This is a genomic window from Arthrobacter sp. Bz4 (assembly GCF_003075455.1).
Classification (GTDB): Bacteria; Actinomycetota; Actinomycetes; order Actinomycetales; family Micrococcaceae; genus Arthrobacter_D.
In genome coordinates, this window is record NZ_QDAE01000017.1 from 17,726 (window position 1) to 42,894 (window position 25,169).

General features: G+C 64.3%; 21 protein-coding genes and 2 pseudogenes. 14 read left to right on the plus strand and 9 right to left on the minus strand.

The window, feature by feature from the left end; genetic code table 11:
- Positions 1-148: 148 nt before the first annotated feature.
- Together DDA93_RS12375 and DDA93_RS12380 are read left to right on the plus strand one after the other, a co-directional pair.
- A pseudogene (locus DDA93_RS12375) lies at positions 149-1,221 on the plus strand (DUF5719 family protein); the annotation flags it as partial.
- A 27-nt stretch (positions 1,222-1,248) separates the two neighbouring features.
- A complete protein-coding gene (locus tag DDA93_RS12380) occupies positions 1,249-1,446 on the plus strand; it encodes a hypothetical protein (protein WP_116778940.1) in 198 nt (65 codons plus the stop codon).
- 48 nt (positions 1,447-1,494) lie between these two features.
- Here DDA93_RS12380 and DDA93_RS12385 read toward each other — a convergent pair whose 3' ends face one another.
- Positions 1,495-1,869: a metallopeptidase family protein gene (locus DDA93_RS12385; protein WP_243400615.1), complete on the minus strand. Its 375-nt coding sequence runs from the start codon at positions 1,867-1,869 to the stop codon at positions 1,495-1,497.
- Positions 1,870-2,182: 313 nt separating this feature from the next.
- Between DDA93_RS12385 and DDA93_RS12390 the strand changes: the two are divergent.
- The 4 genes and pseudogenes from DDA93_RS12390 to DDA93_RS12405 all read left to right on the plus strand — a co-directional run bounded on the left by DDA93_RS12390 (position 2,183) and on the right by DDA93_RS12405 (position 5,791).
- Positions 2,183-2,565 (plus strand): annotated as a pseudogene (locus tag DDA93_RS12390) (DUF3499 domain-containing protein).
- 80 nt (positions 2,566-2,645) lie between these two features.
- A complete protein-coding gene (locus DDA93_RS12395) occupies positions 2,646-2,870 on the plus strand; it encodes a hypothetical protein (protein WP_019483636.1) in 225 nt (74 codons plus the stop codon).
- 38 nt (positions 2,871-2,908) lie between these two features.
- Positions 2,909-4,399, plus strand: coding sequence for an adenosylhomocysteinase (gene ahcY, locus DDA93_RS12400; RefSeq protein ID WP_024476377.1), 1,491 nt, complete (start codon positions 2,909-2,911; stop codon positions 4,397-4,399).
- Positions 4,400-4,531: 132 nt separating this feature from the next.
- Positions 4,532-5,791 carry an Ig-like domain-containing protein gene (locus DDA93_RS12405; protein WP_051317648.1) on the plus strand — a complete coding sequence of 420 codons (1,260 nt, stop codon included), beginning with the start codon at positions 4,532-4,534 and terminating at the stop codon, positions 5,789-5,791.
- Between the two features lie 28 nt (positions 5,792-5,819).
- Here the strand turns inward: DDA93_RS12405 and DDA93_RS12410 are convergent, their stop codons facing one another.
- Complete coding sequence (locus tag DDA93_RS12410; protein WP_024476379.1) at positions 5,820-6,623, minus strand: RDD family protein; 804 nt, start codon at positions 6,621-6,623, stop codon at positions 5,820-5,822.
- An 81-nt stretch (positions 6,624-6,704) separates the two neighbouring features.
- On the opposite strand from DDA93_RS12410, the gene DDA93_RS12415 reads away from it, so the two are divergent.
- Together DDA93_RS12415 and DDA93_RS12420 are read left to right on the plus strand one after the other, a co-directional pair.
- Complete coding sequence (locus DDA93_RS12415) at positions 6,705-7,697, plus strand: stage II sporulation protein M (RefSeq protein ID WP_019483632.1); 993 nt, start codon at positions 6,705-6,707, stop codon at positions 7,695-7,697.
- 127 nt (positions 7,698-7,824) lie between these two features.
- Positions 7,825-8,985, plus strand: a complete 1,161-nt coding sequence (locus DDA93_RS12420; protein WP_024476380.1) for a TIGR01906 family membrane protein — start codon at positions 7,825-7,827, stop codon at positions 8,983-8,985.
- A gap of 153 nt (positions 8,986-9,138) precedes the next feature.
- Here DDA93_RS12420 and DDA93_RS12425 read toward each other — a convergent pair whose 3' ends face one another.
- Positions 9,139-10,659, minus strand: a complete 1,521-nt coding sequence (locus tag DDA93_RS12425; protein WP_024476381.1) for a glycosyltransferase family 39 protein — start codon at positions 10,657-10,659, stop codon at positions 9,139-9,141.
- 332 nt (positions 10,660-10,991) lie between these two features.
- Between DDA93_RS12425 and rsmI the strand changes: the two genes are divergently transcribed.
- Positions 10,992-11,813 carry a 16S rRNA (cytidine(1402)-2'-O)-methyltransferase gene (rsmI, locus tag DDA93_RS12430; RefSeq protein WP_035747592.1) on the plus strand — a complete coding sequence of 274 codons (822 nt, stop codon included), beginning with the start codon at positions 10,992-10,994 and terminating at the stop codon, positions 11,811-11,813.
- Between the two features lie 205 nt (positions 11,814-12,018).
- Positions 12,019-13,500 (plus strand): NAD-dependent succinate-semialdehyde dehydrogenase, encoded by a 1,482-nt coding sequence (locus tag DDA93_RS12435; RefSeq protein WP_019483628.1) that lies wholly within the window; start codon positions 12,019-12,021, stop codon positions 13,498-13,500.
- A gap of 19 nt (positions 13,501-13,519) precedes the next feature.
- Here DDA93_RS12435 and DDA93_RS12440 read toward each other — a convergent pair whose 3' ends face one another.
- Genes DDA93_RS12440 through DDA93_RS12450 form a run of 3 tightly spaced genes read right to left on the minus strand, consistent with a single transcriptional unit; the run spans position 13,520 to position 18,389 of the window.
- Positions 13,520-15,856, minus strand: coding sequence for a DUF3488 and transglutaminase-like domain-containing protein (locus tag DDA93_RS12440; protein WP_116778942.1), 2,337 nt, complete (start codon positions 15,854-15,856; stop codon positions 13,520-13,522).
- Complete coding sequence (locus DDA93_RS12445; RefSeq protein WP_207771343.1) at positions 15,853-17,412, minus strand: DUF58 domain-containing protein; 1,560 nt, start codon at positions 17,410-17,412, stop codon at positions 15,853-15,855. The genes DDA93_RS12440 and DDA93_RS12445 overlap by 4 nt, the downstream gene beginning before the upstream one ends.
- Before the next feature lie 8 nt (positions 17,413-17,420).
- Positions 17,421-18,389 carry a MoxR family ATPase gene (locus DDA93_RS12450; RefSeq protein ID WP_237715316.1) on the minus strand — a complete coding sequence of 323 codons (969 nt, stop codon included), beginning with the start codon at positions 18,387-18,389 and terminating at the stop codon, positions 17,421-17,423.
- A 262-nt stretch (positions 18,390-18,651) separates the two neighbouring features.
- Here DDA93_RS12450 and DDA93_RS12455 point away from each other — a divergent pair, with 262 nt between their 5' ends.
- The 3 genes from DDA93_RS12455 to rsmA all read left to right on the plus strand — a co-directional run bounded on the left by DDA93_RS12455 (position 18,652) and on the right by rsmA (position 22,009).
- Entirely contained in the window at positions 18,652-19,581 is a 930-nt protein-coding gene (locus tag DDA93_RS12455) for a TatD family hydrolase (protein WP_024476886.1), read from the plus strand.
- Positions 19,582-19,833: 252 nt separating this feature from the next.
- Positions 19,834-21,030 (plus strand): resuscitation-promoting factor, encoded by a 1,197-nt coding sequence (locus DDA93_RS17020; protein ID WP_279325275.1) that lies wholly within the window; start codon positions 19,834-19,836, stop codon positions 21,028-21,030.
- Positions 21,031-21,124: 94 nt separating this feature from the next.
- Positions 21,125-22,009, plus strand: coding sequence for a 16S rRNA (adenine(1518)-N(6)/adenine(1519)-N(6))-dimethyltransferase RsmA (rsmA, locus tag DDA93_RS12465; protein ID WP_026041189.1), 885 nt, complete (start codon positions 21,125-21,127; stop codon positions 22,007-22,009).
- A 146-nt stretch (positions 22,010-22,155) separates the two neighbouring features.
- On the opposite strand, the gene DDA93_RS12470 is transcribed toward rsmA, so the two are convergent.
- Genes DDA93_RS12470 through DDA93_RS12480 form a run of 3 tightly spaced genes read right to left on the minus strand, consistent with a single transcriptional unit; the run spans position 22,156 to position 24,019 of the window.
- Positions 22,156-22,743 carry a DUF3618 domain-containing protein gene (locus tag DDA93_RS12470; protein ID WP_019483621.1) on the minus strand — a complete coding sequence of 196 codons (588 nt, stop codon included), beginning with the start codon at positions 22,741-22,743 and terminating at the stop codon, positions 22,156-22,158.
- Positions 22,740-23,189 (minus strand): phage holin family protein, encoded by a 450-nt coding sequence (locus DDA93_RS12475; RefSeq protein ID WP_019483620.1) that lies wholly within the window; start codon positions 23,187-23,189, stop codon positions 22,740-22,742. The genes DDA93_RS12470 and DDA93_RS12475 overlap by 4 nt, the downstream gene beginning before the upstream one ends.
- Entirely contained in the window at positions 23,189-24,019 is an 831-nt protein-coding gene (locus tag DDA93_RS12480; protein ID WP_019483619.1) for a hypothetical protein, read from the minus strand. The genes DDA93_RS12475 and DDA93_RS12480 overlap by 1 nt, the downstream gene beginning before the upstream one ends.
- Positions 24,020-24,163: 144 nt before the next feature.
- Here DDA93_RS12480 and DDA93_RS12485 point away from each other — a divergent pair, with 144 nt between their 5' ends.
- Positions 24,164-25,138, plus strand: coding sequence for a 4-(cytidine 5'-diphospho)-2-C-methyl-D-erythritol kinase (locus DDA93_RS12485; protein ID WP_019483618.1), 975 nt, complete (start codon positions 24,164-24,166; stop codon positions 25,136-25,138).
- Positions 25,139-25,169: the final 31 nt, after the last annotated feature.

Below are 25,169 nucleotides of genomic sequence, written 5' to 3' on the forward strand. Positions count from 1 at the left end.
GTACACGGGCGTCTGCCCGGCACCGCCGCGGCTACTCGAAAGCGATGCGGCGCTCGCTGACCCGGAGTTCAGTCCTGAATCAGAGTCGGCTTCCACTACGGTCAGCGGCATGGTGCTGAGCAGCCTCGGCGGGAACCTGCCTGGCAGCATGCTAAGCCCGCTGGGCTCAGGTGAGGCTCTGGCCACCATCGCGACAGGTGAGTCGGATGAATCCGGGGCAGGCGCGGTCCCGGAGGCCGTGACCAACGAGGACGGGCTGACCAACCGGACGGCGGGGGTCCTTACCGACCAGACAGCCGACGGGGTCAGCGTCTTTTCGGCCCAACCGGTGGGCAGCCAGCCTGCCACCGCCGGGGCGGTCACGAGTTACACCGCCACTGACGGTGATTTGGGTGGCCTGGCGATTGCCCACTGTAGAGCGCCCAGCGGCGACTTCTGGATTCTTGGCGCGTCCACCACGGTGGGCGCCACCGCAGTCCTGAATCTCTCGAACCCGTCGGGCACCCCTGCCACGGTCGACCTTGAGCTGTACGGGACCGAAGGGCCGGTAGAATCGGGGGGTACCCGCGGGTTACTCATCGCTCCCGGCGCCACCGAGTCGATCGTGCTCGCTGGTCTCGCCACCGATCAGGACCAGCTGGCGGTCCGCGTGCTGAGCGACGGCGGTCGAGTGACCGGCAGCATCCAGCAGAGTGTCTTGCGGGAACTCATCCCCGGCGGTGTGGAGCTTCTCCAGCCAGCGGCTCCTGCAAGCAATACCCAGGTCATCCCGGGGGTGCGGGTCCAGGATGAGGATATTGCCGACGAAATCAGCGCCCAGGACGGCTATGAGGCTGCCACCCCAGCAGTCCAGATCGTTGTCCCGGGCAGCACCGACGCGGTTCTGAATGTCAGGGTCTACGGTTCGGGGGGCGAGGTTGAGCTTCCGGACGGGGGAGTGCTCACCGCAACTGCCGGTGCCGTCACTGGTGTGTCGCTCGAAAGTCTTCCGTCCGGTGACTACACGGTCGAGGTCACCTCCGACGTGTTGATTTCCGCCTCAGCCAGAGTAAATCGGGGTGTGGAGGCCGGGGAACCCGTCGATTTCGGGTTCGCCCCATCCGGAGCACGCCTCGGCAACACCCAGGTGGCAGTGTTCCCCAGCGGGTCCGAGGCGCGCTCGCGTTCGGTGCGCCCTCGGGTCGGTCTGAGGTTCAGCTCACTCCGGTAAACGAAGACGGAACTCTGCAGGCCGAGCAGACAGTCAGCGTGGCTGGCGGCACCACAGTGAGCGTGGAAGCAGCGGATCTCGGGGACAACGTGGTGGCGGTCCTGATTGGGGCGTCGGGTGATCCGGTGTACGGCGCCCAGATGCACCAGATGGATGGCGAAGCAGGGATCTCGGTAACATCGCTACCTCCCGGCAGCGCCGGGCAGCTCAGTGTGCCGGTCAACCTGGGATACTGAGTTCTACACCGGCTCGGATCAGGCGCCTCAGGATCAGGCGCCTCAGGATCAGGCGCGGGAACGCCCGTAGGCTGGATCCACGGCTTCGGGCGTCATCCCCAGTAACTCTGCGGTCTGCTCCACTACCACGTCGTGGACCAACTCGTTGGGAGCAATGAAGCCACCCGCGGCCAACTCAACCGGGTGCCGGTAGATGATGATGGTCGGCGGCCGGTTTGGGGCGGCGGGTATGGCGGTGCCGAGCAGGCCGCGCAGCGATTGTGCGGTCATCGTTTCGAGATTCGCCGGAATGTCCTGGACCACCATTTGCAGATCGAGGATGCGCTCTCCCCATAGTCGTTCCAACCGCTGGGCCGATTCCATCACCCATTCGTCGAACCGTTCAGATCGGCTGCGCGAGCCGGGAAGGTGCGGTGGGATCATCGGCCCGCGAAGGCCCCGGCCGTGTCTGTTTCTCCGACGTCGGCTGAAACTCGGGCCGCGATGGGCGGACCCTTTGGCGTCGTCTGGGTCGGTCAACTGCACAGAGAATGTTGAACTGTCCCGCATGTACTGACTGTAAACCCATTGCGCCCCAATGCAAGGTTTTGGTGGGCCAACCGGGCCCTTAAATACGAGCGGTGCCTAAAACAGGATCGGAATGGGACGCAGCGGGTCCGTTGAGCCGAATCAACGCCGCGCTGACCTGCGCCATGATCCCCGCCTTTGAAAGGCCGAGCGGGTAGGCTGACTAGTCGTGGGATCCCTTCGAACTTGTTCACGCTCTGCCTGTGAGCGCGCCGCCGTCGCGACGCTCACCTTCGTGTACTCCGATTCCACCGCGGTCCTTGGTCCACTGGCCACCTACGCTGAACCCCATTGTTACGATCTGTGTACCTCTCACGCCGAACGACTGACCGTTCCCCGGGGCTGGGAAGTAGTCAGACTCGCCCTGCCATCGACGCCACAGGAACCCCACCCCGACGACCTCGTTGCCCTCGTCAACGCCGTCCGTGAAGCTGCCACCGACCGCAACCAGGACACTGGCCCCGTGATCCGCGGCAACAAGGGAACCCTTGAACCACCCGCTGGCGCAGCGGCGCACGACGCGGGCACCTGCGCATCCTCCGCGAACAGTAGAATCCTCGCGGACAGAAGCCGAGGCGGTCCCGGGGCAAATCACGGTTCTGCCTCCGCCATGCCCGCGATAAGCTTGGTTCATGAGCCCCATATCGCCTGATCTGCTTGCTGTGGTCCGCTGTCCCGTCACTGGCTCAGCGCTGGTTGAAGAAGGGGAGTTCCTGGTTTCCTCTGTGACCGACAGCACAGGAAACCCGGTGCAATACAGCATCGACGAGGGCATCCCTGTGCTCCTCCGCCCCGAACTACTAGTAGCAGCCACCGAGGCCGGCTCCGACGAGCACGACGGGCCAGTCGCAAATTAGTCCCAGTGCAGCACCAACGAACAGGAATGCGCCACACCATGACCTTTGACTTCAAAGTTGCCGACCTCTCACTCGCCGAAGCGGGGCGCCACCAGATCCGCCTGGCCGAGCATGAAATGCCAGGACTCATGGCTTTGCGCCGTGAATTCGGTGACAGCCAGCCGCTCAAAGGCGCACGCATCGCCGGCTCCCTGCACATGACGGTTCAGACCGCAGTGCTCATTGAAACCCTCACCGCGCTCGGCGCCGAGGTCCGGTGGGCCTCGTGCAACATTTTCTCCACCCAGGACGAAGCTGCCGCGGCGATAGTCGTTGGCTCGGGCACAGCAGACCAGCCCGCCGGGGTACCGGTCTTCGCCTGGAAAAACGAGACCCTCGAGGAGTACTGGTGGACCACCACCCAGATCCTCAGCTGGCCGGGCGAGCAAGGCCCCAATATGATCCTCGACGACGGCGGCGACGCCACCCTGCTGGTGCACAAGGGCGTTGAATTCGAGGCAGTCGGTGAGGTTCCCGCCGGACCGTCCGAGGACGACATTGACTACTCCCACGAATTCTCGGTCGTCCTGGACGTCCTCCGCGGCACCCTCGCCGCTGACCCGCAGAAATGGACCCGGATCGCAGCAGACATCAAGGGTGTGACGGAAGAGACCACCACTGGCGTGATGCGGCTTTACCAGCTGGCACAGCAGGACAAGCTGCTGTTCCCGGCCATCAACGTCAACGACTCGGTCACTAAATCCAAGTTCGACAACAAGTACGGCATTCGGCACTCCCTACCCGACGGTCTCAACCGTGCGACCGACGTCCTCATCGGAGGAAAGGTCGTCGTCGTGTGCGGGTACGGAGACGTTGGAAAGGGTGCCGCTGAGGCACTCCGTGGCCAGGGTGGACGAGTCATCGTCACCGAGATCGACCCGATCTGCGCGCTTCAGGCCGCGATGGACGGATACCAGGTGGCCCGGCTCGAGACGGTGCTGGCACAGGGTGACATTTTCATCACCACGACCGGCAACAAGGACGTCATCATGGCGCACCACATGGCCGGAATGAAGCACCAGGCCATCGTTGGAAACATTGGCCACTTCGACAATGAGATCGACATTGCGGGTCTGGCGAAAACCCCCGGCATCCGCAAGGTCGAGATCAAGCCCCAGGTACACGAATGGGTCTTCCCGGCCGATGAGGCGACCGGCGCGGCCGAGCACACCATCATCATGCTGTCCGAGGGCAGGCTGCTGAATCTGGGCAATGCCACCGGGCACCCCTCCTTCGTGATGAGCAACTCGTTCGCCAACCAGACCATCGCCCAGATCGAACTGTTCACCAAATGGAAGCAAAACGATCTCGAGGGAAACCGCGAGTACGCCAACCAGGTGTATGTCCTGCCCAAGATCCTCGATGAGAAGGTGGCCCGGCTGCACCTCGACGCGATCGGCGTCGAGCTAACCGAGCTCACCAAAAGCCAGGCAGAATACCTCGACATCGAGGCATCGGGTCCTTACAAATCGGATCACTACCGCTACTAGCCGCTGGCTTGACGTGGCTGTGACCTAGAGCTTGGCCAAAAATGGCTGCCCCACACCGTAAAATCGGTGGTGGGGTGGCCATTTTTTCAGCAGGATTGTGGGTAGGACAAGATGACTGAAGGTCAGCAGGGTATGAGCAGGAGCCGAAAAGGGTGGGTCATCGGTGGGGTGGCGGTGACGGCTGTCCTGATCGCGGCCGGCGCCGCAATAGCTGTCGCCCCCAACTGGGCCGGGATCGAAAACGTGCCAGCCGCAACCTCCTCACCGAACGCCACCTCCTCACCGAACGCCACCGTGCCCGAGGCGACGCCGTCCCCAACACCCACGGTGGCGACAGCATTTGAGTTCGGGGCGACTCCCGCCGACAACGCCGAAGAGGTCAATCCGATCGCGGTGCCCGAAATCCGGGTTGAAAACGCGGTCATCGAAAGCGTGACGCTCCGTTCAGCAGACGGCGGGCAGCCAGTTGAAGGCACATTCAGCGACGGCGATTCGGTGTGGACGGCCAGCGAGCGACTCGAGTTCGCCACCACCTACGACTTCGACTTTGTGCTGGCCGACGCCGCTGGGAATACCGCCACCGAATCGCAAAGCTTCACTACCGTGATGCCCGCCAACGAAGCCGATGCGGGTATCTACCCGTTGGACGGCACCACCGTGGGAACGGGCCAGCCAATCGAGATCAACTTCAGCGAGCCGGTAATTAATCGCGACGACGTGGAGTCAGCGATCACCATTACGAGCTCCAGCGGCCAGGCCGGGGCCTTCCATTGGCTCAGCGACACCAAAGTGCGATACCGCGCCGAAGAGTTCTGGGCACCCAACAGCACCATCACCGTCGACATGAATCTGTTTGGGGTGGACTACGGCAACGGCATGATCGGTAACTTTGACAACCAGATGACCATCAATACCCACAACACCAAACTGGCGGTCGTCGACAACGAGACCAAGATGATGGACGTCTATATTGATGGGGCCCTGACCCGAAGCTTCCCCATCACTCTCGGAACGGAGGACTGGCCGTCGACGATCGGCTACCACGTGGTGATGGAGCAGTACGAATCCACCAAATTCACCGCCGAGTCAATTGGGCTGGAGCCCGGGGACGACGCCTACTATGAGCCCACAGTCGTCAATCATGCAAGCCGCATCTCCAACGGCGGTGCTTTCGTGCACGAAGCGTTGCCTGCCGCCCAGGTCGCGCTGGGTAACATCAACGTCTCCCACGGGTGCATCGGAATGTCTCCTGAGGGAGCCAAGTACTTCTACGACACCTTCGGCCCGGGCGACGTCGTTCAGATCAAGAACACCGGCTACGGCCCGATGTTCATCTGGGACGGCTTCGGCGACTGGAACACCCCCTGGAGTGAATACAGCAACCAGCCGTAACCATCGGAATCCCAGCACGCCTGACGGATTACTGGCTGAACGGCAGCCGGTGTAGCCGCTCGGCAGCCTTGGTGGTGCGTGCACGCTGCCGCATCAGCCTTCCGAGGTCCCGCTCCCGACGTTCGGCGAGGACCGCGTTGAGGAAGTCCTCGGGGTGGGTGTCTGCGGGGGGCAGTGGAGCGACGTAAACGGACACCTCGGTTGCCAGCTCGGTTGCCAGCGTCTGTCGCGCCATCAGGGTCAGGCGGGGTGCCTGGCCGATGAATGCCGCTACCCGCCGTGCCAGGGGATCCGGAAGTTGAAGAAGATCCGCGGTGGCAAGCCAGCCCGTGAGATGCGGGGGAGTCACAGCCCGGGTCCGGGGTTTCTCCATCACCCGTTCATGCATGGAGTAGGTGCCCGCCAGCAGGTCACCCAGCCGCTTCGAGCGCTCATTGAACACCGCTACCAGGAATGCCAGGGAACCCACCAGCAGGTAGATTTCGAGGACGGCGAGCATCCCGCGAATGAAGGCATGCCGGAAGCGGATGGCGCCGCCGTCGTCGCGCACTATCCTCAGCCCCATGACCAATCGGCCCAGCGATTTGCCCCTGGTCAGGGTCTCGATGGTCACCGGGACCACGAGCACGACGAAGATGACCAGGACCAGGACCAGCGCCTGGCTCAAGGCTGGGTCAAGCGAACCCCCCAAGGTGCCGCTGACCCCCAGAATGATCGCCAGGGCCAGAAGGGCCTGGGCGATGATGTCGATGAGCAGGCTGATGCTGCGGGCGCCGAAGGACGCGGGACGCAACTCCAGGACTACTGCCTCACCTGTCACCACCGAACTCATTGCACATCTCCCTGGTCGACCGGGCCCCGGTGGGCCCTTCATCCTGAAGCTTATCGGCCGCGGCCCGGCTAAGCTGAAAGGGTGGACGTTGATGCTTTCGTTGAGGTGAACCGCCCGGATTGGGAGCGGCTTGATGAGCTGGTCCGCCGGCGGAAGCTGTCGGGGGCCGAGGCCGATGAACTGCTGGTGCTCTATCAACGCACCTCGACCCACCTGTCGATGATCAGGTCAATCGCCCCCGAGAGTGCCCTGTCGGGCGCCTTGTCAATGCGGCTGTCCCGAGCTCGGACCCGATTCACCGGCGCCCGCTCCAACTTTATGGAAGACGTCGCAGGTTTCTTCGTCGTCTCCCTCCCCGCGGCCTTCTACCGGGTGCGGTGGCTGACCGTCGTCGTCGGCGTGCTCTTCATCGGGGTGGCCTGGCTGTACGGTGCCTGGGTGGCTAATACTCCGGGAGTCATCGCGGCGATGGGCGGCGACGAGTTCGCTGAGCAGTACGTCCAGGAAGATTTCGTCAACTACTACTTCGAGAACCCTGCGGCATCCTTCGCGGGCCTCGTGTGGACCAACAACGCCTGGATTGCGTTGCAGGCGGTGGCCTTCGGGGTGACTGGCGTCTGGGGGCCGTGGATCCTGTATCAGAATGCCCAGGGCGTCGGCATGGCTGGTGGCACCATGGCTGCCTACGGTGAATTGGACACGTTCTTCATCTACATCCTGCCCCACGGCTTTATGGAGCTGACGGCCATCTTCATCGCAGCCGCGGCAGGGTTGCGCATCTTCTGGTCCTGGGTGTCGCCGGGGTCCAGGACCAGGGCCAACGCGCTCGCGGAGGAAGGCCGATCGCTCATCACCGTTGCGCTTGGCCTGGTGCTCGTTCTTTTCATCTCCGGGCTGGTGGAGGGGTTCGTTACGCCCAGCCCGCTCCCCGCCTGGCTGAGGATCAGCATTGGGTTCCTGGTGTTCGCCAGCTACTGGGCCTATACGCTGCTGCTGGGACGCCGGGCGGTGAACGCCGGATATACCGGGGATCTTTCGAGCCTTGACCGGGGCGAAACGGTTCGCACTGCCTGATTTGTTGGTGCTGGCAGGTCCAGGACTTTGGTCAGCCGCCCGACGTCGGACCGGCCTCCACAGGATCCAAGGGGCGCGGCGGTACGCTCGTTCGTAAGTACTTGCGCAATTTCTAGGAGATAACCCAGTGGCTGAAAACGACGAGACCAAGCAGCACACTGGAGCTGACGTGCCAGCCGGGGAGTCCGCCCCGGAGACGACAGCGATTCCGGTGGAACCGGCTGGTGAATCGGTCATTGCTCAACGGAGTTCACTACCGATGCGCAGGGCGAGCACGATGCCGGATCTCAGCCGCTTCGACGACAAGGAGCCGGCCAGGGGTGCAGGTGCGACAGGCCCCGCTGCGGCAGCAACTGCCGAACAGAGCGACCCGGAGCCGGCCAGTGATTCTGTCGGTGACAGCCCCGCGCCCAGGAGCTCCGTGTCGGACCAGCCTGAGTCCAGCAGCTCCGCGACCAGCGGTACCGTCGACGATCCCGCGCCTGACACTGCGGCTCTGTCGGCCCGTCCGTCTGAGGAAGAAGCGAAACGTCGGGCCGCCGAACGGGATGAAGCATTCACCAGCAAACCCGTCATGGCGCGGGTATTCCAGGTCCTGATCGCCGGGTTCTTCCCGATCATGCTCCTCGCGGCGGCGATCCGGGCGGTCACCTCACCTCTCTTCCTCTGGGTGGAGTACCACCGGCCGGGCTTCCCGGCCGACAGCTTCGGCTTCAGCACCGACGACCGAATGACCTATGGGTCGTACACCGTCGACTACATCCTCAACTGGGCGTCGCCGCGCTACCTCGGAGAGCTGGTCAATTCCGACGGCGACCAGCTTTTCCTGGACAGCGAGGTGGGGCACATGCTCGACGTCAAGGTGGTCCTGGTGATCAGCTTCGCCGTCGCGCTCGCGATGTTCGTCTTCACCATCGCCGCCTGCTGGTACCTGGCGCGCACCTATCCCGGCGGTGTCCGCAGAGGCCTGTTCGCCGGGGCCCTCACAACCCTGATCCTGATGATTGCACTCACCGTGACTGCCATCCTCGGCTGGCAGACCTTCTTCACCCAGGTCCACGCCCTGTTCTTCGCCGACGGCACCTGGACCTTCAGGGCCGACGACACCCTTATCCGGCTCTTCCCGGCACAGTTCTGGATGGACGCAGCAATCACCGTCGCGGCGCTCGTCCTCATCGTCACGGTGGTCACCCTCGTGCTCACCTGGCCCACAAAGGGCCGACGCGACAGGTCGCGGCTCGCAGGTGAGGCCGCCCAGCAGCGTCGCCTGGATTCGTTGGCGCTCTAGCGAGCCAGTCCACCGCTGAGAAGCGAGATGTGGTGGGCTGGTGGTTCCCCAGGTCGCCAGAGCTAACCCTTCAGCGGTTTGGCGGAGGTTGACGGGTTCGAGGCCGGAACGGCGCGGGCTGAACGCCACACGCAATCAGCCCCTTGATGAGGATCAGATCCAGCTGGGCATCCACATGCGAAGCCGCCACTGGTCATAGGGGATGAGCTCGGCCGTCCAGATCGGCAGGAAATAGGCGGAGAGCAGCACGGCCGCCGCCACGAACCCGCCGACCAGCATCAGGCCCGTCCGGCGGCGCGCGGGAGGGGCCCAGGAACGGCCGAGGATCAGGCCCAGGCAGTAGACGAGGGCCAGGATGAGGAAGGGCTGAAAGGCGATGGCGTAGAAAAAGAAGGTGGTCCGTTCCGGGTAGAGGAACCATGGCAGATACCCTGCCGCGACACCGGCGAGGATAGCGCCAGCGCGCCAATCCCGCCGTCCCACCCAGAAGAAGATCAGCACGATGAGGGCGATTGCCGCGGACCACCAGATCAGTGGGTTGCCTACTGAAGTTACCGCACGGGAGCAAGCCTCGACTGCGCACCCCTGGTCGACACCCAAATCACCCTTGTAGTAGAAGGACACTGGTCGGCCCATCACCAACCAGGACCAGGGAGTGGACTCGTACGGGTGTTCGGAGCCGAGACCCTCATGGAAGGTATACGCCGCCCGGTGGTAGTCGGCGAGCGACCGGATCGACGCCGGGAGCCACTCCCACGCTGGGGCTGGGTGGTCTGCTGCCCACTGGCGGTTGTACGCGTCGGAGGACAGGAACCAACCGGTCCACGTGGCCAGATAGGTCAGGGCAGCGAGCGGTACGAGTGAGGTAAAAGCCTGAACCCCGTCCCTTAGGACAGCGCCGGTAATCCACCGCTGCACCCCGACAACCCTGCGGGCGTTCATGTCCCAGAGCACGGTCATCAGGCCGAACACCGCGATATACGGGATTGCTGACCACTTGGTGCCCAGGGCCAGGCCAAGACTGAGACCAGCCACAATCCGCCAGGGTCGCAGCCCGAGCCACGGACCGTACAGCAAGTCGGCGGCCGACGGTCGAGCGCCGCCCGGGGCCGCAGCCGCCAGCACCGACAGCTTCGCCGCTAGTTTCCGGCGTGCGTGGTCCCGGTCCAGCAGCAGCGCGCCAAACGCTACCACCAGCCAGAACATCAGGAACACATCAAGGAGTGACGTCCGGGAATGCACCAGGTGATGCCCGTCGACGGCGGTGAGCAAGCCGGCAGCTGCACCGAGGATCGGGGAACCGAAAAGCCGCTGAGCGATGAGAGCGATGAAAAGTATGGACAGCGTGCCCACCACGGCGGCGGAGAAACGCCAGCCAAACGGGTTATCACTACCGAAAAGGAGCATCCCCATGGCGATCATCCACTTGCCCACCGGTGGATGCACCACATAGTCGGGGGTGCCCAGGATGACCCCGGTATTGCCGCTGTTGAAGTCGGCGTCGGGGTCCTCGGGCCATTCCCGCTCGTACCCGGACAGCAGGTAGGAGTAGGCGTCCTTGACGTAGTACGTTTCGTCGAAGACCAGGGTCTCAGGTTCGCCAAGTCTGACGAACCGGAGCAACCCACCGATCACCATGACGGTCAGCGGTAGGAGCCACGCAAGAATTCCCATCGGGAGGCGCTCGCCGAGTAGCCGACGTCGCAGCACCACCGCGTCATAGGCGGTGCGCGGAGAATGAACCCAGCCGTGAGCCGCCGGAACCCCGGCAGCCGGCGGCGGGGAAACGGCGGTATGACTCACCTTGCTTATGCTACCGCCAGGGTGGGCCAGCGGCGCTGGCGCTGCGGGTCTACGCTGGAACGGTGAATACCACTGGCAACACCCACGATGATAGCGACGCTTCGCCCCTGGAATCCGACGCGATCTCCTCTGACGAGGACGCATCCGAAGAATTCGAGACAGCGGCGGATTTCGCCGCACAGGGCACTCCCGACGGCGGCCGGATTGTCCTTGCTGCAACCCCGATCGGGAACGCGAACGACGCGTCAGCACGCCTGGTCTCGCTGCTGCAAACTGCTGACATTGTCGCCGCCGAGGACACCAGGCGGCTGCAACGGCTGCTGAGGGCACTTGAGATCAGGGTGCAGGGCAGGATTGTCAGCTATCACGAGCACAACGAGGTGGCCCGGACGGCTGAATTGCTGGAACAGGTGGCGGGCGGAAAGACCCTGCTCATGGTCACCGACGCCGGGATGCCGTCAGTTTCCGATCCCGGGTATCGGCTGGTGGAGGCCGCGATTGCCGACGGCGTCGAGGTCACCATGGCTCCGGGCCCGTCAGCAGTGCTGACCGCGCTTGCCCTCTCAGGGCTCCCGACGGACCGATTCTGTTTTGAAGGATTCCTGCCGCGCAAGACGGGGGAGCGGAACTCGCGCCTGGCTGAGCTCGCTGACGAACGGCGGACCATGGTGTTCTTCGAGGCACCCCACCGCCTCGAGGTGATGTTGAGGTCGCTGCACCAGGTCCTGGGAGCGGACCGCCCGGCGGCGGTAGCGCGGGAGCTCACCAAACGTTACGAGCAGGTACTCAGGGGCCCACTAGCTGAGCTGCTGGACTGGGCGGAAACCACTGAGGTCAGGGGCGAGATCGCCGTCGTCGTCGGTGGCGCACCACCGGCCGCACCCGCCAACCCGGCGGACCGGGTGGCCGCAGTAGCCGCTCTGGTGGACGAGGGGATCCGGTTGAAGGATGCCGTGGCGGCAGTCGCCGAGGAATCGCGGATCAGTAAGCGGGAGCTCTACGCTGCCGTGATCGCCGCGCGCTGATCGCCGCGCGCTGATCGCCGCGTCATGACCGGGGTCTGCCGCTACCCACCTGGATATCGTTGTGCATCTGGACAGCGCAGGACGGGTGACGCCGTGCAGGCTGGCATGGACAGGCCTCCAATCCCGGGTCTAGCGTGGTGCTGGACGGCCAACGCGCCGATTTCTCGCGATTCCCACCCCGCAAACCCTCTTGGAGGCACCGACTATGGCAGTTACCACCCAGCGTGAGCAGGAACTTTTGGCCCAGGTTCCCACCGGCCTGCTGATTGGCGGTAGCTGGCGGGACGCCTCGACCGGGAAGACCTTCGACATCGAGGATCCGGCCACCGGGAAGATCCTCAAAACCATCGCTGACGCCAGCCCCGCCGATGGCATGGCGGCCCTGGACGCGGCCGCCGCCGCGCAGGAGAGCTGGGCTCGTACCGCCCCCCGTGAACGGGGTGAAATCCTGCGGCGTGCCTTTGAGCTGGTTACCGCCCGCGCGGATGACTTCGCGCTCTTGATGACCATGGAAATGGGGAAGCCCCTCGCAGAGGCACGCGGCGAAGTGACCTACGGCGCGGAATTCCTGCGCTGGTTCTCTGAGGAAGCGGTGCGCGCGACGGGCCGGTACTCCACCTCACCCGACGGCAAGACCCGGATCCTGGTGAACAAGAAGCCCGTCGGTCCGTGCCTGTTGATTACGCCGTGGAACTTCCCGCTGGCGATGGCTACCCGCAAAATCGCGCCGGCCATCGCCGCCGGCTGCACCATGGTGCTCAAGCCCGCCAACCTGACACCGCTCACGTCGTCGTTGTTCGCCGCAGTTCTCGAAGAGGCTGGCCTGCCCAAGGGCGTGCTCAACGTTGTCCACACCTCCGACGCCCAGGGCGTCACCGGGCCGCTGATCGACGACAGCCGCCTCCGCAAGCTGTCCTTCACCGGGTCGACCCCGGTGGGCCGCAACCTGCTGGCCGCAGCGGCGAAGAACGTGCTGCGCACGTCGATGGAGCTCGGCGGCAACGCCCCATTCGTGGTCTTCGAAGACGCTGACGTCGACGCCGCAGTGGCGGGCGCGATGCTCGCGAAGCTTCGCAACATGGGAGAAGCCTGCACCGCAGCCAACCGGTTCATCGTCCACGAATCGGTGGCGGCTGAGTTCGCCGAGAAGTTCGCTGCGAAGATGAAGACGCTCGAAACGTCCCGCGGCACCGAGGAAACCTCGACGCTCGGCCCGCTCATCGATGAGAAGAGCCGCACCAAGGTGCACGAACTGGTCACTTCAGCACTCGACGACGGAGCCACCTGCCTCGTCGGTGGCGCGCCGGTGGACGGCCCAGGGTACTTCTACCAGGCGACCGTCCTGACCGATGTGGCACCGGGATCGCGGATCCTGCAGGAAGAGATCTTCGGTCCCGTCGCGCCAATCATCACCTTCGCCTCGGAGGACGAGGCAGTCCGGCTAGCCAATGACACCGAGTACGGACTGGTTGCCTATGTGTTCACCCGCGATCTGAACCGCAGCTTGCGCATCGGTGAGCGGCTCGACGTCGGGATGCTCGGCCTGAACGCTGGCGTGGTGTCCAACGCCGCGGCGCCGTTTGGGGGAGTGAAGCAGTCCGGGCTGGGCCGTGAGGGTGGTTCCGAGGGGATCGAGGAGTACCTCTACACCCAGTACGTCGGCATCGCTGACCCCACCGCTTCCTGACGACTCGCTGAGGTCATGGTCAGGAGTCGTTGGAGAGGGACCTGGGCAGCCACCGAGCCCTGAACCGCACGGTGCGGCTGCTGCGTTCCCGGAGGGACCGGACGACGGACTCGATGTCCTCCCACCCGGCGTGCACGAGGTGGTCCGGGTGGGCGTACTCCTCAGTCTCGTAGGCGCAGCTGAGCCGAGCCAGGGCGGTCGCCGCCGCATCATCAATCCTGGTGCTGGCCGCTAGCCGGGTAGCGAAGGTTCGGGGGGTGTCGGTGGGCAGCGCAGGGTGGCCATAGTCGGCCGCAAGGTCGGTGGCTTCGGCCCAGGCCAGTGTTGCTGCCCCCCTGGATCCTACGGCCGCGTTGAACTTGCGACGGCGATTCCGGCTGCGCAGGGTGCGCAACAGGAACGGCACGATGAGCAGGAGTGCAGCGACCACCAGTGCCGCTGTGATCAGAGCCGAGGTCTCCCTCGCCCGGTCAGGATCGGCTTCTCCGGCAGGCTGGCCGTCGGCGCCCATCGGGGGATCCACTGGCGTGCCCGGTTCGAGCGGCGGATTGCCCCCCGGCGTCAGGTCGTCGGTATTCGGCACCGGCGATCCGGGGGCAAAGGCCGTCTGCGCGTAGTCGGGAACCACGCCGCGGGAGGGTGTGGGCTCGAATTTCACCCAGCCGACGCCGTCGAAATAGAGCTCAGGCCACGCATGGGCGTCCTGGGAGGTCACCGTAAACTCGGTCAGCTCAAGCCCGTCGGGGCCCTGCACCGATCCTCCGGTCGCATCGCCGGGCGCATAGCCGACAGCCACTCTGCTGGGAATGCCCGCCAGACGGGCCATCACCGCCATTGCACCGGCATAGTGGACGCAGTACCCGGACCGGGATTCGAGGAAACGGGCAACGACGTCGAGGCTGTTCCCGTCATACCCGCCGTCGACCGGGGCGTCGACCGAATAGGTGAAGGCTGGTCCCCGCAGATAGTTCTGGATGGCCAGAGCCTGCTGATAGGGGTTGGCGATGTCGTCGGTCAGCTCCGCGGCCGTGTCCCTGATGATCCCGGGAGTGGTGTCCGGCAGGGCCAGAAACTGGGCGTCGACAGCCCCCTCGGGGACCGGGCCAATATCCTCCAGCACCTCGCGGGAAAGTTCCGGCTCAGCGCTGCGGACGTCGTACTGTTGCTGGGCGGTGGACCCGTTATCGGTGGCAATCACGCTGAGGTTCAGCGGATCCCAGGACCAGCGGCCCGAAAGGTTGGAGAAACCCACCGGAGCATAGGGGGCGAGGAGCCAGGGGCTGGTGAACGAATTAGTGGTGATCCGGGTGGTGGTGACTACTCCGGTGTCGATGGAAGCTCTCACCTCGTCGGTTCCCATGTTCTCCACCCCGGGTTCCCTGAGGCCGTACCGCTGGTCCGGTTCCCACCGCTGTCCGTCGAAGTCCTCGAGGGTGACAGCCCGGAGGTAGAGCGCATCCGGGGAGTCGGTGGCATAGGTAATCTGGCCGTAGCCAGTGGGATTCCGTAGATCATTTCCCAGGGTCACGACCGGATTTAGCCCGGTGGCGGTACCCCACAAATTGACCTTGGCACCCTGGGGGAACGCCCCCACATTGAATCCCGGAATGGCCAAGGGGACCAGCACCGTGACCGCCAGGGCCGCGGCGCCGATCGACAACCCGCGGGCCAGCCGGCCGCCCGAGGCATCGTGGGACGGACCGGCTGCCTGCTGGCTGTCCCGCCACTGGACGCAGCCGAGGATCAGAAGGAAACCCACCACCGCCGCCACGAACCCGGGAATTCCAACACTTTGTTGCCGCACGACGGCGGGAATCACCAGGACGGCGAGCAACGCCAGACCGCTGATGGCGGGCATTCTGAGGGTGGTGGCCAGCGTGTCGGTGAGAATCGCGATCAGACCCAGCCCCGCGCAGATGACCATGAAAATACCGGTCCCGGGCAATACCGGCGCCACCTGTGACACCACCGTGTTCTCGGCATGATTCAACAGGACCGCCAGCCGCCCGGCCGAGCCTTCGCCGGGGAAGACCCCGAAGACGTTCTGGGTGGGGAAGAACTGCCAGACCAGCGATCCCACGAGGGCCAGGATTCCAGCGACCGGGACCAGCGCACCCGGTAGACGGATGCTTCTGGCAACACCCATGACCAGCAGCACACCGCCAACGGTGAATGCCACCGGGTTAAGCCAGGTCCAACCCAGCACCACCGAATTCAGGTTCAGGGAGGTCAGCATGACGGCGACAAATACTGCTGCCGTCGAGACCCAATGCCGCTGGTCGGTCCGAAACCGTCGACCGGTTTGCGGCGCCAACCGCTGCGGCGAAAGCGCGGGGCGGGGCAAGGTAGAGGTCACGGTTGGCCGCCAGGCGATGTGGTCGTGGAGCGGACCGCGCCCCGCACCGTGTCAGCTTTAATAGTGCCAGCCCCGACAGTGTGAGCCCCGACAGCGCCAGCCCCGACAGTGTTAGCCCCGACAGCGCCAGCCCCGACAGTGGTCTTTGCTGTTGATGCGCTGGCCCCGACAGGGGAGTCGAAGTAGGTCCAGGCAGCTGCCAGATCGGCGGAGGGCGACACCGCCACCGCGTGCCAGCCGGCAGCACGCAGGATTTCCATTACCGGATGCAGGTCCTGGGGCCGGTCAGCGACCAGAATTGCAAACGAGGTGGACCCGTACTCGGTGGCAGCGGCCAGGTCCCGTGCCTCGGCGACGGTGATGGCGCCAAGGATAGCGATCAGGGGGCCGCGGTTCCGGTAGGAGGCGAGCTTGTCCATCATTGGGTCACCAAACGGCTGACGTCGTGCAGACGGTGCTGTGCCGGTGTTGACGGGCGATGGGCTGCGCCGCGAGTGCCGCCGGCTAGTAGTCCGTTTGGACAGATCGGGGAAGAGCTCCAGAGCGGCCAGCCCCTCCGCAACGTTATGGATCCCCGTCTGTCCTGCGTGTTCCTCGTCCTCCGGCCATGGAGCGGACACCGACGATTGCAGGGCTGGGGCGCCGGTCTCATCCACAAACCGCAGGGCATAGTTGCGTTCGAGCAGGTGCGCGGTGATGGACATCGCAGCGATGACCGCCCATTCGAAGCCCGGAGCAGATCGCAGCGACGTGCCATCATCCTCCAGGTCGGCACCGAATGCGCCGATCACCCCTGAGCTGTACCTGATCTGGCGTTGTTCGAGGATGAGGGTGGCCTCGGGCGTGGTGACCGACTCTTCCTGGCGCACCATCAACTCATTGTGTCGTGCGGTCGCTGCCCAGTGGACCCGGCGCATCGGATCGCCGGGCCGATACTCGCGGGTCATGATGTCGTCGTCGCTGGGGTTGGCGTTGCGTCGGGTTGCAGCGAAACCATCGGCGCCCCGGGCGCCGGTCAACGGCGAATGGGGCAGCTCCACCGGGGCGGGGGTGACCACCAGCCGGTCGGTGCCGCCCAGGGTATGGAGTGAGGTGCCGAGCCCAAAGGGATCGGTAAAGGCGGCGGTGACCGGTCCGACGTCGAACACGCCCCGGCCGGAGGAGCGCAGACGATACTCGTACACGCTGGCGCCCCGGGTTGGAAGACGGGACGGGTAGTGGAACTCGGGGGACTCACCGAACCGGGCGGGCAACATTTCCTGCATCACCATGCTCCCGCTGACCGGGCCGCTCGCTGCGACCGACAGGGTGACGGTCGAGGTGAAGCCCGTCTCCATGGTCTGCGGGGCGAACTTCCGCTCGACCGTGAAGCGGGGTTTGATCAGGCGCAGCATCAGGACCGACAGGAGCGGGAGGCAGATCAGCAGCACGCCAAGGTACAGCAGGTCCCGGCGGCCGAGGAACTGTGCGAACAGGAGTGCAGTCACCCCCGCGATCACCAGTCCCCAACCACGCGGCGTAAGGACCCGGGACGGCAGTCTGGCGAGCAGTTGCATCCCGCCGCCTATGCGCGAAGGTAGGAGTTCGCCGTCGTGCGTTCCACTGGAACCTTCGACAGGATGCCCGCCACCACGCTCTGGGGGGTTTCTCCCGCGCTCAGTGCCTTGCGGTCCAGGATCAACCGGTGGGATAACACTGGTTCAGCGACGGCAGCAATGTCATCGGGCAGCACAAAATCCCTGCTCTCCAATGCAGCGCCGGCCTTGGCAGCACGGAGCAACTGCAGGAGTGCGCGCGGGCTGGCGCCAAGCCGCAGCAAGTGATGGTCCCGGGTCGCCTGACCGATCGCCACCGTGTAATCGCGCACCGTGGGAGAGACATAGACCCGGCGCACCTGTTCCATCATCGCGGCAACGTCCGCCACATTCGCCACGGGACGGACCGCTTCCAGCGGAGAGATGGACTGGTGGTTCTGAAGCATCTGCAATTCGGCGCTGCGGTCCGGGTAGCCCATTGAGATACGGGCCATAAACCGGTCCCGTTGCGCCTCGGGCAACGGGTAGGTCCCCTCCATCTCGATCGGATTCTGGGTTGCCACCACCATGAAGGGTTCACCCAGCCGGTAAGTCCCACCATCAACAGTGACCTGGTGCTCTTCCATACATTCGAGGAGGGCTGACTGTGTCTTCGCTGAGGCGCGGTTGATCTCGTCACCGATCACGATGTTGGCGAAAACGGGACCCCGCCGGAACTCGAACCGGTGGGTGTCCTGGTTATAGATCGACACCCCAGAGACATCGGACGGCAGCAGGTCCGGCGTGAACTGGATCCGGTTGACTGAGCAATCGATGGTGCGGGCCAGTGTTTTCGCCAACATGGTTTTACCCACTCCGGGCACGTCCTCCAGCAACAGATGACCCTGGGCCAGCAACACGGTCAGCGCCAGCCGCGCCGCGGCGGGCTTGCCGTCAATAACCGTGTTGATCGATCCCAGGATCTGGCCAGCGGTTTCGTCGAAACGCTGCGCGGTCATCGCTGGAGCATCGCCCAAGGTGGGGGAGTCCTCCCTCCCGGTCCTGCCATTGGGTGAGACGTACTGGTTGTGGGCGTCCATGCGAACCTTCCGCGTACACTGCACGCCAACGTGCAGTTGAGTCGGCCAGCCCTGGTCAGTCACCCCGGCGGTTGTTCGGTCCGTGGAGTACGCAGCAACTGCTTTGTTACAGATTACTAGGACAACTTGGTGTCGTGGAGATAAGTTCCTCAGCCAATGTGCCGGTGGCTAGGGTTGGACTATGCCTTCTACAGCTATTCCTCCGGCCTACCGCCCCGTCTCACCCAGTCCAACCGCCGACGGCGACGCTCCGGTTGGTGCCGGTCGCGAAGACAAGCGGAGCTACCCGCCAGCGCCCGAACCCTTGCCGGTGCCGGTGATGGACAATCACACCCACCTGGACTTCCGCAGCGGTCTCCCGTTGGTCAGCGTCGCAGCAGCTCTTGATGCTGCTGCCGCTGTGGGCGTGTGCGGCGCAGTGCAGGTGGGGTGCGATCTCGAGTCATCACGATTCACTGTTCAGGCCATCGATCAGGAACCCCGCCTGCTGGGGGCGGTAGCGATTCACCCCAACGATGCCCCGCTGCTCGCGGAGCGCGGAGGCCTCGACGCCGCGCTCGCGGAAATCGAAGAATTGGCTACTCATCCCCGGGTGCGGGCCATTGGGGAGACCGGCCTGGACTACTACCGGACTCCCGCTGCGGGGATCGACAGCCAGCAATATTCTTTTCGACGGCACCTCGATATCGCCAAACGGCTGGATCTCACGCTCCAGATCCATGACCGGGACGCACACGACGACGTCGTTTCCACCCTTCGCAGTGAGGGTGCGCCGGACCGGGTGGTCTTCCATTGCTTCTCCGGTGGCGCCGATCTCGCCAGAATCTGCAACGACGCCGGGTGGTACATGTCCTTCGCCGGGACGGTGACCTTCAAAAATGCAGACAATCTCAGGGAAGCGCTGCGTATTGCCGATCCGGCGCTGGTGCTGACCGAAACTGACGCTCCGTTCCTGACGCCGCACCCGTTCCGCGGCCGGCCAAACGCACCGTATCTGGTGCCCTACACGGTCAGAGGGATGGCGGATGTGCTTGACGCCGACCTGGCGACACTGTGCCAGTCGATCGCAGATAACACCCGGCGGGTGTATGGAGAGTGGGAGCTCGGCTAACCAGTGTGGGACTGGCCCGACTTGCCCGTTTATCTCATTTCGGTTACGGTGAGCATTTATTAGCCGGGGTCGGGGAAGGCTTTCCGTCTAATACAGTTCTTTTGCGGGATTGGCTGGTCGCTGCCGTTCGGGCGACCAGATCTCCCGCCACTAGTGCATGCCTTCACGGCAGTGACGTACCCGGGCCACCGGTGTGCCAATTTACTGCCGTGTTTCCCCCGTGCCCGGATGAAGTCGACCGTAAGGGACTTTGTGGCGAGCAGAAATCGTTGGATCAAGACAGCCGGCCAGGGGATAGTCATGATGTGTCTGGTGCTTGGACTCGTCGCCTTTGTTGGCAACAACAAGTCGATAGTCCTCAACATCGACGGCCAGGCAAGTACCGTTCAGACCTTTGGCGGAACCGTCGGCGAAGTGCTAGCCAACTCCAACGTCGTCGTTACCGAGAACGACCAGGTCACCCCTTCGCTGGCGGCAGCCGTCGAGGATGGTTCGGCCATCCAGATCACCAGGGCCACGGCGATCGACGTCGTACTCAACGGAGCGGACACCGTTGTTCACACCACCGGATCGACGGTAGGGGACGTAGTCAACGAGCTGGGGGTCGCCGATTCCTCAGCAATTTCAGCTGACCTCGAAACCCGCCTGACTACGCTCAGCTCCGAACTGGAAATCTCGACCCCCAAAAGCGTGACCGTGACCGTCGATGGTTCGACGGCAACCCATACATCCACCGTAAAATCGGTTCAGGACCTGTTCGACGAAGCGGAAATTGTTCTCGGTGACGAGGATCGGGTCAGCGTTCCGGTCACCTCCTCCCTCGTCGACGGCCTTGGGCTGAAAATCACCCGAGTCGACAGCGACCACCGCGAGACCGTCACCGAAAGCATCAGTTTCACCACCGACGAGGTCCACGACGACACGCTCGATGTGGGCGAGCAGCGCGTTACCAGGGCCGGTGTCGACGGCGAGCGGACCAAAATCTTCACTGCCGTGGTGATCGACGGTCGGGAGGAGAATCGCGAACTCCTCAGCGATAAAGTCACCCTCGAACCCGTGACTGAACTACTTGCCATCGGCACGCGGGAGCCGAAGCCAGAACCAGAGCCCGAGACCAAACCGGAGCCGGAGCCGGAGCGCGTGGAGGTGTCGGCACCTGCGGATGAGCCTGAGCCCGCCGGATCAAGCGGCCCCGCCCCAGCCGGCGGGGCCTGGCAGGCGCTGGCCCAGTGTGAGTCCGGGGGGAACTGGTCCATCAATACCGGAAACGGCTACTACGGTGGACTGCAGTTCAGTGCCCCGAGCTGGCTGGGTGCGGGTGGTGGCAAGTATGCCCCGCTGCCGCATCTCGCGTCGCCAGCGGAGCAGATTGCCACTGCTGAAGTGCTCAAGCAAAACGGCGGTTGGGGCCACTGGCCTTCCTGTTCGGCGAAGCTCGGGCTTGGATAGCACCTCGGGTAGCGGCCTACGGGCAACCAAACACCAAAATCGGGTTCCCCAGGCGGGGCCCGCTTTTGCGTGGCGCCCGACTACCATGGCTTAGGTGACTCAGCCCCCTAACCCCCAGCCGGTCCAACCCCTATTCGGCGCCGGTGATGTCCGCCGGTTGGCCGCTGACCTGGATTTGCGGCCCACCAAGACCCTCGGCCAGAATTTCGTCATCGACGGCAACACTATTCGGCGGATCGTCGCGGCAGCTCATATTGACCCGGGAGAGACGGTCCTCGAGGTGGGTCCTGGCCTCGGATCTCTGACGTTGGGCCTTCTCGACGCTGCGGCCCGGGTGGTGGCGGTGGAAATCGACCCGGTGCTGGCCGGGCGCCTACCGGACACGGTCGCCAGGTGGCGGCCGGAGACTGCAGCCAACCTGGACGTGGTGCTCGCTGACGCGATGCGGGTTACCGAACTGCCACACCCGCCCACCGCGCTGGTGGCGAATCTGCCATATAACGTCGCAGTGCCGGTGGTCCTGAACCTTTTGGAGAACTTCCCGTCGCTGCGCCACGGACTGGTCATGGTGCAGGACGAGGTAGCCGATCGGATGGCAGCGGGCCCCGGTTCAAAAACCTACGGGGTACCCTCGGTCAAGGCTGCCTGGTACGCGACCATGCGCAAGTCGGGCGTAATCGGGATGAATGTGTTTTGGCCGGCGCCGAAGATCGCCTCCGGGCTCGTCGGGTTTGTCAGACACGAGCCGCCGGCGACGTCGGCCAGCCGCCGTGAGGTTTTCGCCGTCATCGACGCGGCGTTTGCCCAGCGGCGCAAAACATTGCGCGCCGCCCTCGCCGGGTGGGCGGGCAGCCCGGTCCTCGCTGGAGAGGCCCTTGCCGCTGCTGGCGTAGACCCGAGTCTTCGGGGTGAAATGCTCGACATCGCCGCGTTTGCCCGTATCGCCGAGGCGAAACCCGTGCAGTCGACCGCTCCGTAATCGAGTCCGTACGTGGTGCTACCCCGGGGATCGTGCTCGTGCGTGGCGCTAACCCCGGGGTCGAGTCAACAGATATGACCGGTTTTCCAACGGATTTCGGCTATTTGCGTTGACTCGATCCCGGGGTTTGGGACGGCTAGCGCCCGCTAGGAGCGGCTGGCTTCGTTTTGAACGTTGTCTTTCGCGTCCTGGGCCGAGCCTTTGACGTCGGCGGCTGCCGACGTGCCTTCTTCCTTGACAGTGTTCACTGAACTGGCGGCTGTCTCCTTGACCGAATCCATCGCCTCCTGCGCTGGCTCCTTCAGATCCTCGACAACTGTCTTCGCCGCGTCGGTGACGCTGCTGGTGAGAGGCTCAGCCTTCTCCTTCAGCGCCGTTGCAGCTTCCTTCTCCTTCTCGCTCGCCGGGATCAGCGATGAAATGAGCATTCCAGCGCCGAACGCGATCAAGCCCGCGGCCAAGGGGTTACCCCTGGTCTTGTTGCCCAGCTGATGTGGTGCATCCTGGACGGCATCGCCGGCGTTGTGGACTGCCGACTTCGTTCCGCTGGAGGCCTGGTCGGCCGAGCCCATTACGGAGGTCTTGATTCCTCCAACAGCGCTCCGCACTTTGTCGCCCTGGCGTTGAGCGATGCTGGACGGGCTTACCTTGTCGGCGACGGCGTCGACGTCGGTGCCAAGGTCGCGACGGGTGCGTTCAATATCTTCACGAATCTGTTCTGGTGTCTGGCTCATGGGGTAGGTTCACCTGGTTTCAGAGTGGGGGGAATGTCTTTGACGGTTTCGGCTGTCGCGGGCATGCCGCGCACGCTTTTCAGTTCTTTTTTGCCGGTCAACGCAAGCACGGCGGCAATGATGCCCCAGATGACTGCGACGATCACTGCAGACCAGCCAAGGCCAACGAGGCCGTCCAGCGCCCACATCAGCGCGAGCGACAGGAACAGCAGTACAAAGTGTCCGGCGATAGCTGCGCCACCGAACATCCCTGCACCTTTGCCGGCCTTGGTTCCGCTTTCACGGAGTTCGGCTTTCGCCAACTCGAGTTCCTGGCGCATCAGCGTGGAGAGGTCGCGGCTGACATCACTGAGTAGAGACCCCAGGGATTCGTTGGCGGCCCGGTCCTCGGCCTCGGTGCGCGGCGGCTCGTATGATGGGGGCCCTCCGGTGTGGGTTCCGCTCATCAGCGCAAGTCCCTGTCCAGTGGCCCGTCCTGGGTGCGCCGACCGGGCTCAATGACCGGTTCTGCGGCCAACGGGTCGCTCAGGGGATCGCTGAGGTCATGTCCCGAAGCGCCAGTTCCGCTAGCAGCTACTCCCGTAGCACTAGTAACCGGGGTGGCGGCGGTGGGCGAGCTGAAATTATTGGAAGTATCACGCTGTGCTGGAACCGTCGGCGGGTACTCGGGCGCCGGGTTGGCTGGCGTGGCGTTCTGATCGTCGGATCCCGCCCCAGCCAGGCCTCGGGTGAGGCGACCAGCGAGCAGACCTGCTCCGGCGGCCATCATCAGGAACGTCCCTGGCCGACGGCTGGCGAATCCCTTCACTTCCTCCAGGAGGGAGCCTGGGTCCCGGCCTTCCAGCCAACCTGCGACGTCGCCCGAGCGCTGGGCAGCCTGGCGAACGAGGCTGTTGGCGGGTCCACTCTGGTCGCCATTGTCGGCCATCGAACCGAGCTCATCACTGATGGAGCGTAAGCCCTCGGCGGCCTTCTGCTGGCTGGCACCGGCCTGTTCCTTGAGATCAGACCCCAGCTCGCCGAGCAGGTTCTTCGCCTGTGTGCTGGCTTCATCCGCAACATTCTTCGCTTCGGTGCCCGCGGTCTGGGCGACATTCTGTGCTGCATCCAAACCTTCGCGGCCCACCTCTTTCGCCTGGCCTGTCGCCTGGTCTTTTACCCCGGTGGAGCCGTTGCGTTCTTCGGTGGTTACGGACGAGGTCACCGAGGCGGACTGAACACGCTCTCCTGACGGCGCTGCCGTCAATGGGTCCTCTGACCAATTCTGGGTAGTCATAGTATTTCCTCCGGATAGTAATCCTGCTTACCTTCGCAATGTAAGCACGCTTACTAGTTTTCCGCAATGCTTTTACTTTCGTTTTTGCGGCCTCGACGGCCGCAGGTTTCCCGGTTCAGTGCCCGGTAGCCTAGGTTGGAGACTATGGAGGCAGGTAAAACGGCAGGACTATTTGGTGGCGTACCAGCCAGCGTCCGAGTCCGCGCGCCCGGAAAGATCAACGTCTCGTTTCGGGTTGGCCCGCTACGGGAAGATGGCTACCACAGTGTCGCCAGCGTCTATCTAGCCGTTTCCCTGTACGAAGAGGTCACCGCAACCGTCAGTGAAGAACCGGGCACAATTGTGACAGTCAACGGGCAGGGGTCACTCAACCTGCCGGTTGAGAGCATTCCGCTGGATGCCACCAATCTGGCCGCCCGCGCGGCCGCGCTGCTCGCCGATCTCAGCGAGAACTCAACCGGGTTATTGTTGGACATCACGAAGCGGGTACCCGTGGCAGGCGGGATGGGCGGTGGATCTGCCGATGCGGCCGCTACGCTGATCGCATGCGATGCACTGTGGAAGAGTGGCTTTTCCCGTGACGAGCTGGCTAACATGGCCGCGGAACTCGGCGCCGATGTTCCGTTCGCACTGGTCGGCGGCACAGCGGTCGGCGTTGGGGTGGGCGAGCAGCTAACCCCGGCGATTTCCAAAACCCCCCTCTACTGGGTGCTCGTGACCTCTGGCTATGGACTGTCTACGCCAGAGGTCTACCGGACTCTCGATGAGATTCGTCTGCGCGAAGGCACCGAACCGGGGGCGCCGCCCGAGATTGACCCACGGATTCTTGGGGCAATGCGGTCCGGCGATGCCCGGGCACTGGCGGATCTGCTGCACAACGACCTGCAGGCCGCTGCGCTTGAGCTTGCCCCGGGGCTTGTCGACATCCTGAAAACCGGGACGGGCGCAGGAGCCCTCGCCGGCCTGGTCTCCGGCTCGGGGCCTACCGTCGCCTTCCTTGCGGAGAGCGAAGAACATGCGGCGGCATTGGCCGGACAGCTTACGGATAGCGGCCTGAAAGCCACAGCCGTGCATGGGCCGGTCTACGGTGCCAGAATTGTTACCGACTACATCGCCTGACCTGCCACCGAAGCTGGGCCAGTTCAAGCCA

Bases quoted from the DNA above. Each gene is read 5' to 3' on its own strand.
- DDA93_RS12385 (WP_243400615.1), bottom strand. From the start codon at position 1,869: ATGATCCCACCGCACCTTCCCGGCTCGCGCAGCCGATCTGAACGGTTC.
- DDA93_RS12475 (WP_019483620.1), bottom strand. From the start codon at position 23,189: ATGAGCGGAACCCACACCGGAGGGCCCCCATCATACGAGCCGCCGCGC.
- DDA93_RS12425 (WP_024476381.1), bottom strand. From the start codon at position 10,659: ATGGGAATTCTTGCGTGGCTCCTACCGCTGACCGTCATGGTGATCGGT.
- DDA93_RS12455 (WP_024476886.1), top strand. From the start codon at position 18,652: ATGCCTTCTACAGCTATTCCTCCGGCCTACCGCCCCGTCTCACCCAGT.
- DDA93_RS12435 (WP_019483628.1), top strand. From the start codon at position 12,019: ATGGCAGTTACCACCCAGCGTGAGCAGGAACTTTTGGCCCAGGTTCCC.
- DDA93_RS12395 (WP_019483636.1), top strand. From the start codon at position 2,646: ATGAGCCCCATATCGCCTGATCTGCTTGCTGTGGTCCGCTGTCCCGTC.
- ahcY (WP_024476377.1), top strand. From the start codon at position 2,909: ATGACCTTTGACTTCAAAGTTGCCGACCTCTCACTCGCCGAAGCGGGG.
- DDA93_RS12480 (WP_019483619.1), bottom strand. From the start codon at position 24,019: ATGACTACCCAGAATTGGTCAGAGGACCCATTGACGGCAGCGCCGTCA.
- DDA93_RS12450 (WP_237715316.1), bottom strand. From the start codon at position 18,389: ATGACCGCGCAGCGTTTCGACGAAACCGCTGGCCAGATCCTGGGATCG.
- DDA93_RS12470 (WP_019483621.1), bottom strand. From the start codon at position 22,743: ATGAGCCAGACACCAGAACAGATTCGTGAAGATATTGAACGCACCCGT.
- DDA93_RS12410 (WP_024476379.1), bottom strand. From the start codon at position 6,623: ATGAGTTCGGTGGTGACAGGTGAGGCAGTAGTCCTGGAGTTGCGTCCC.
- DDA93_RS12485 (WP_019483618.1), top strand. From the start codon at position 24,164: ATGGAGGCAGGTAAAACGGCAGGACTATTTGGTGGCGTACCAGCCAGC.
- DDA93_RS12445 (WP_207771343.1), bottom strand. From the start codon at position 17,412: ATGCAACTGCTCGCCAGACTGCCGTCCCGGGTCCTTACGCCGCGTGGT.
- DDA93_RS12405 (WP_051317648.1), top strand. From the start codon at position 4,532: ATGAGCAGGAGCCGAAAAGGGTGGGTCATCGGTGGGGTGGCGGTGACG.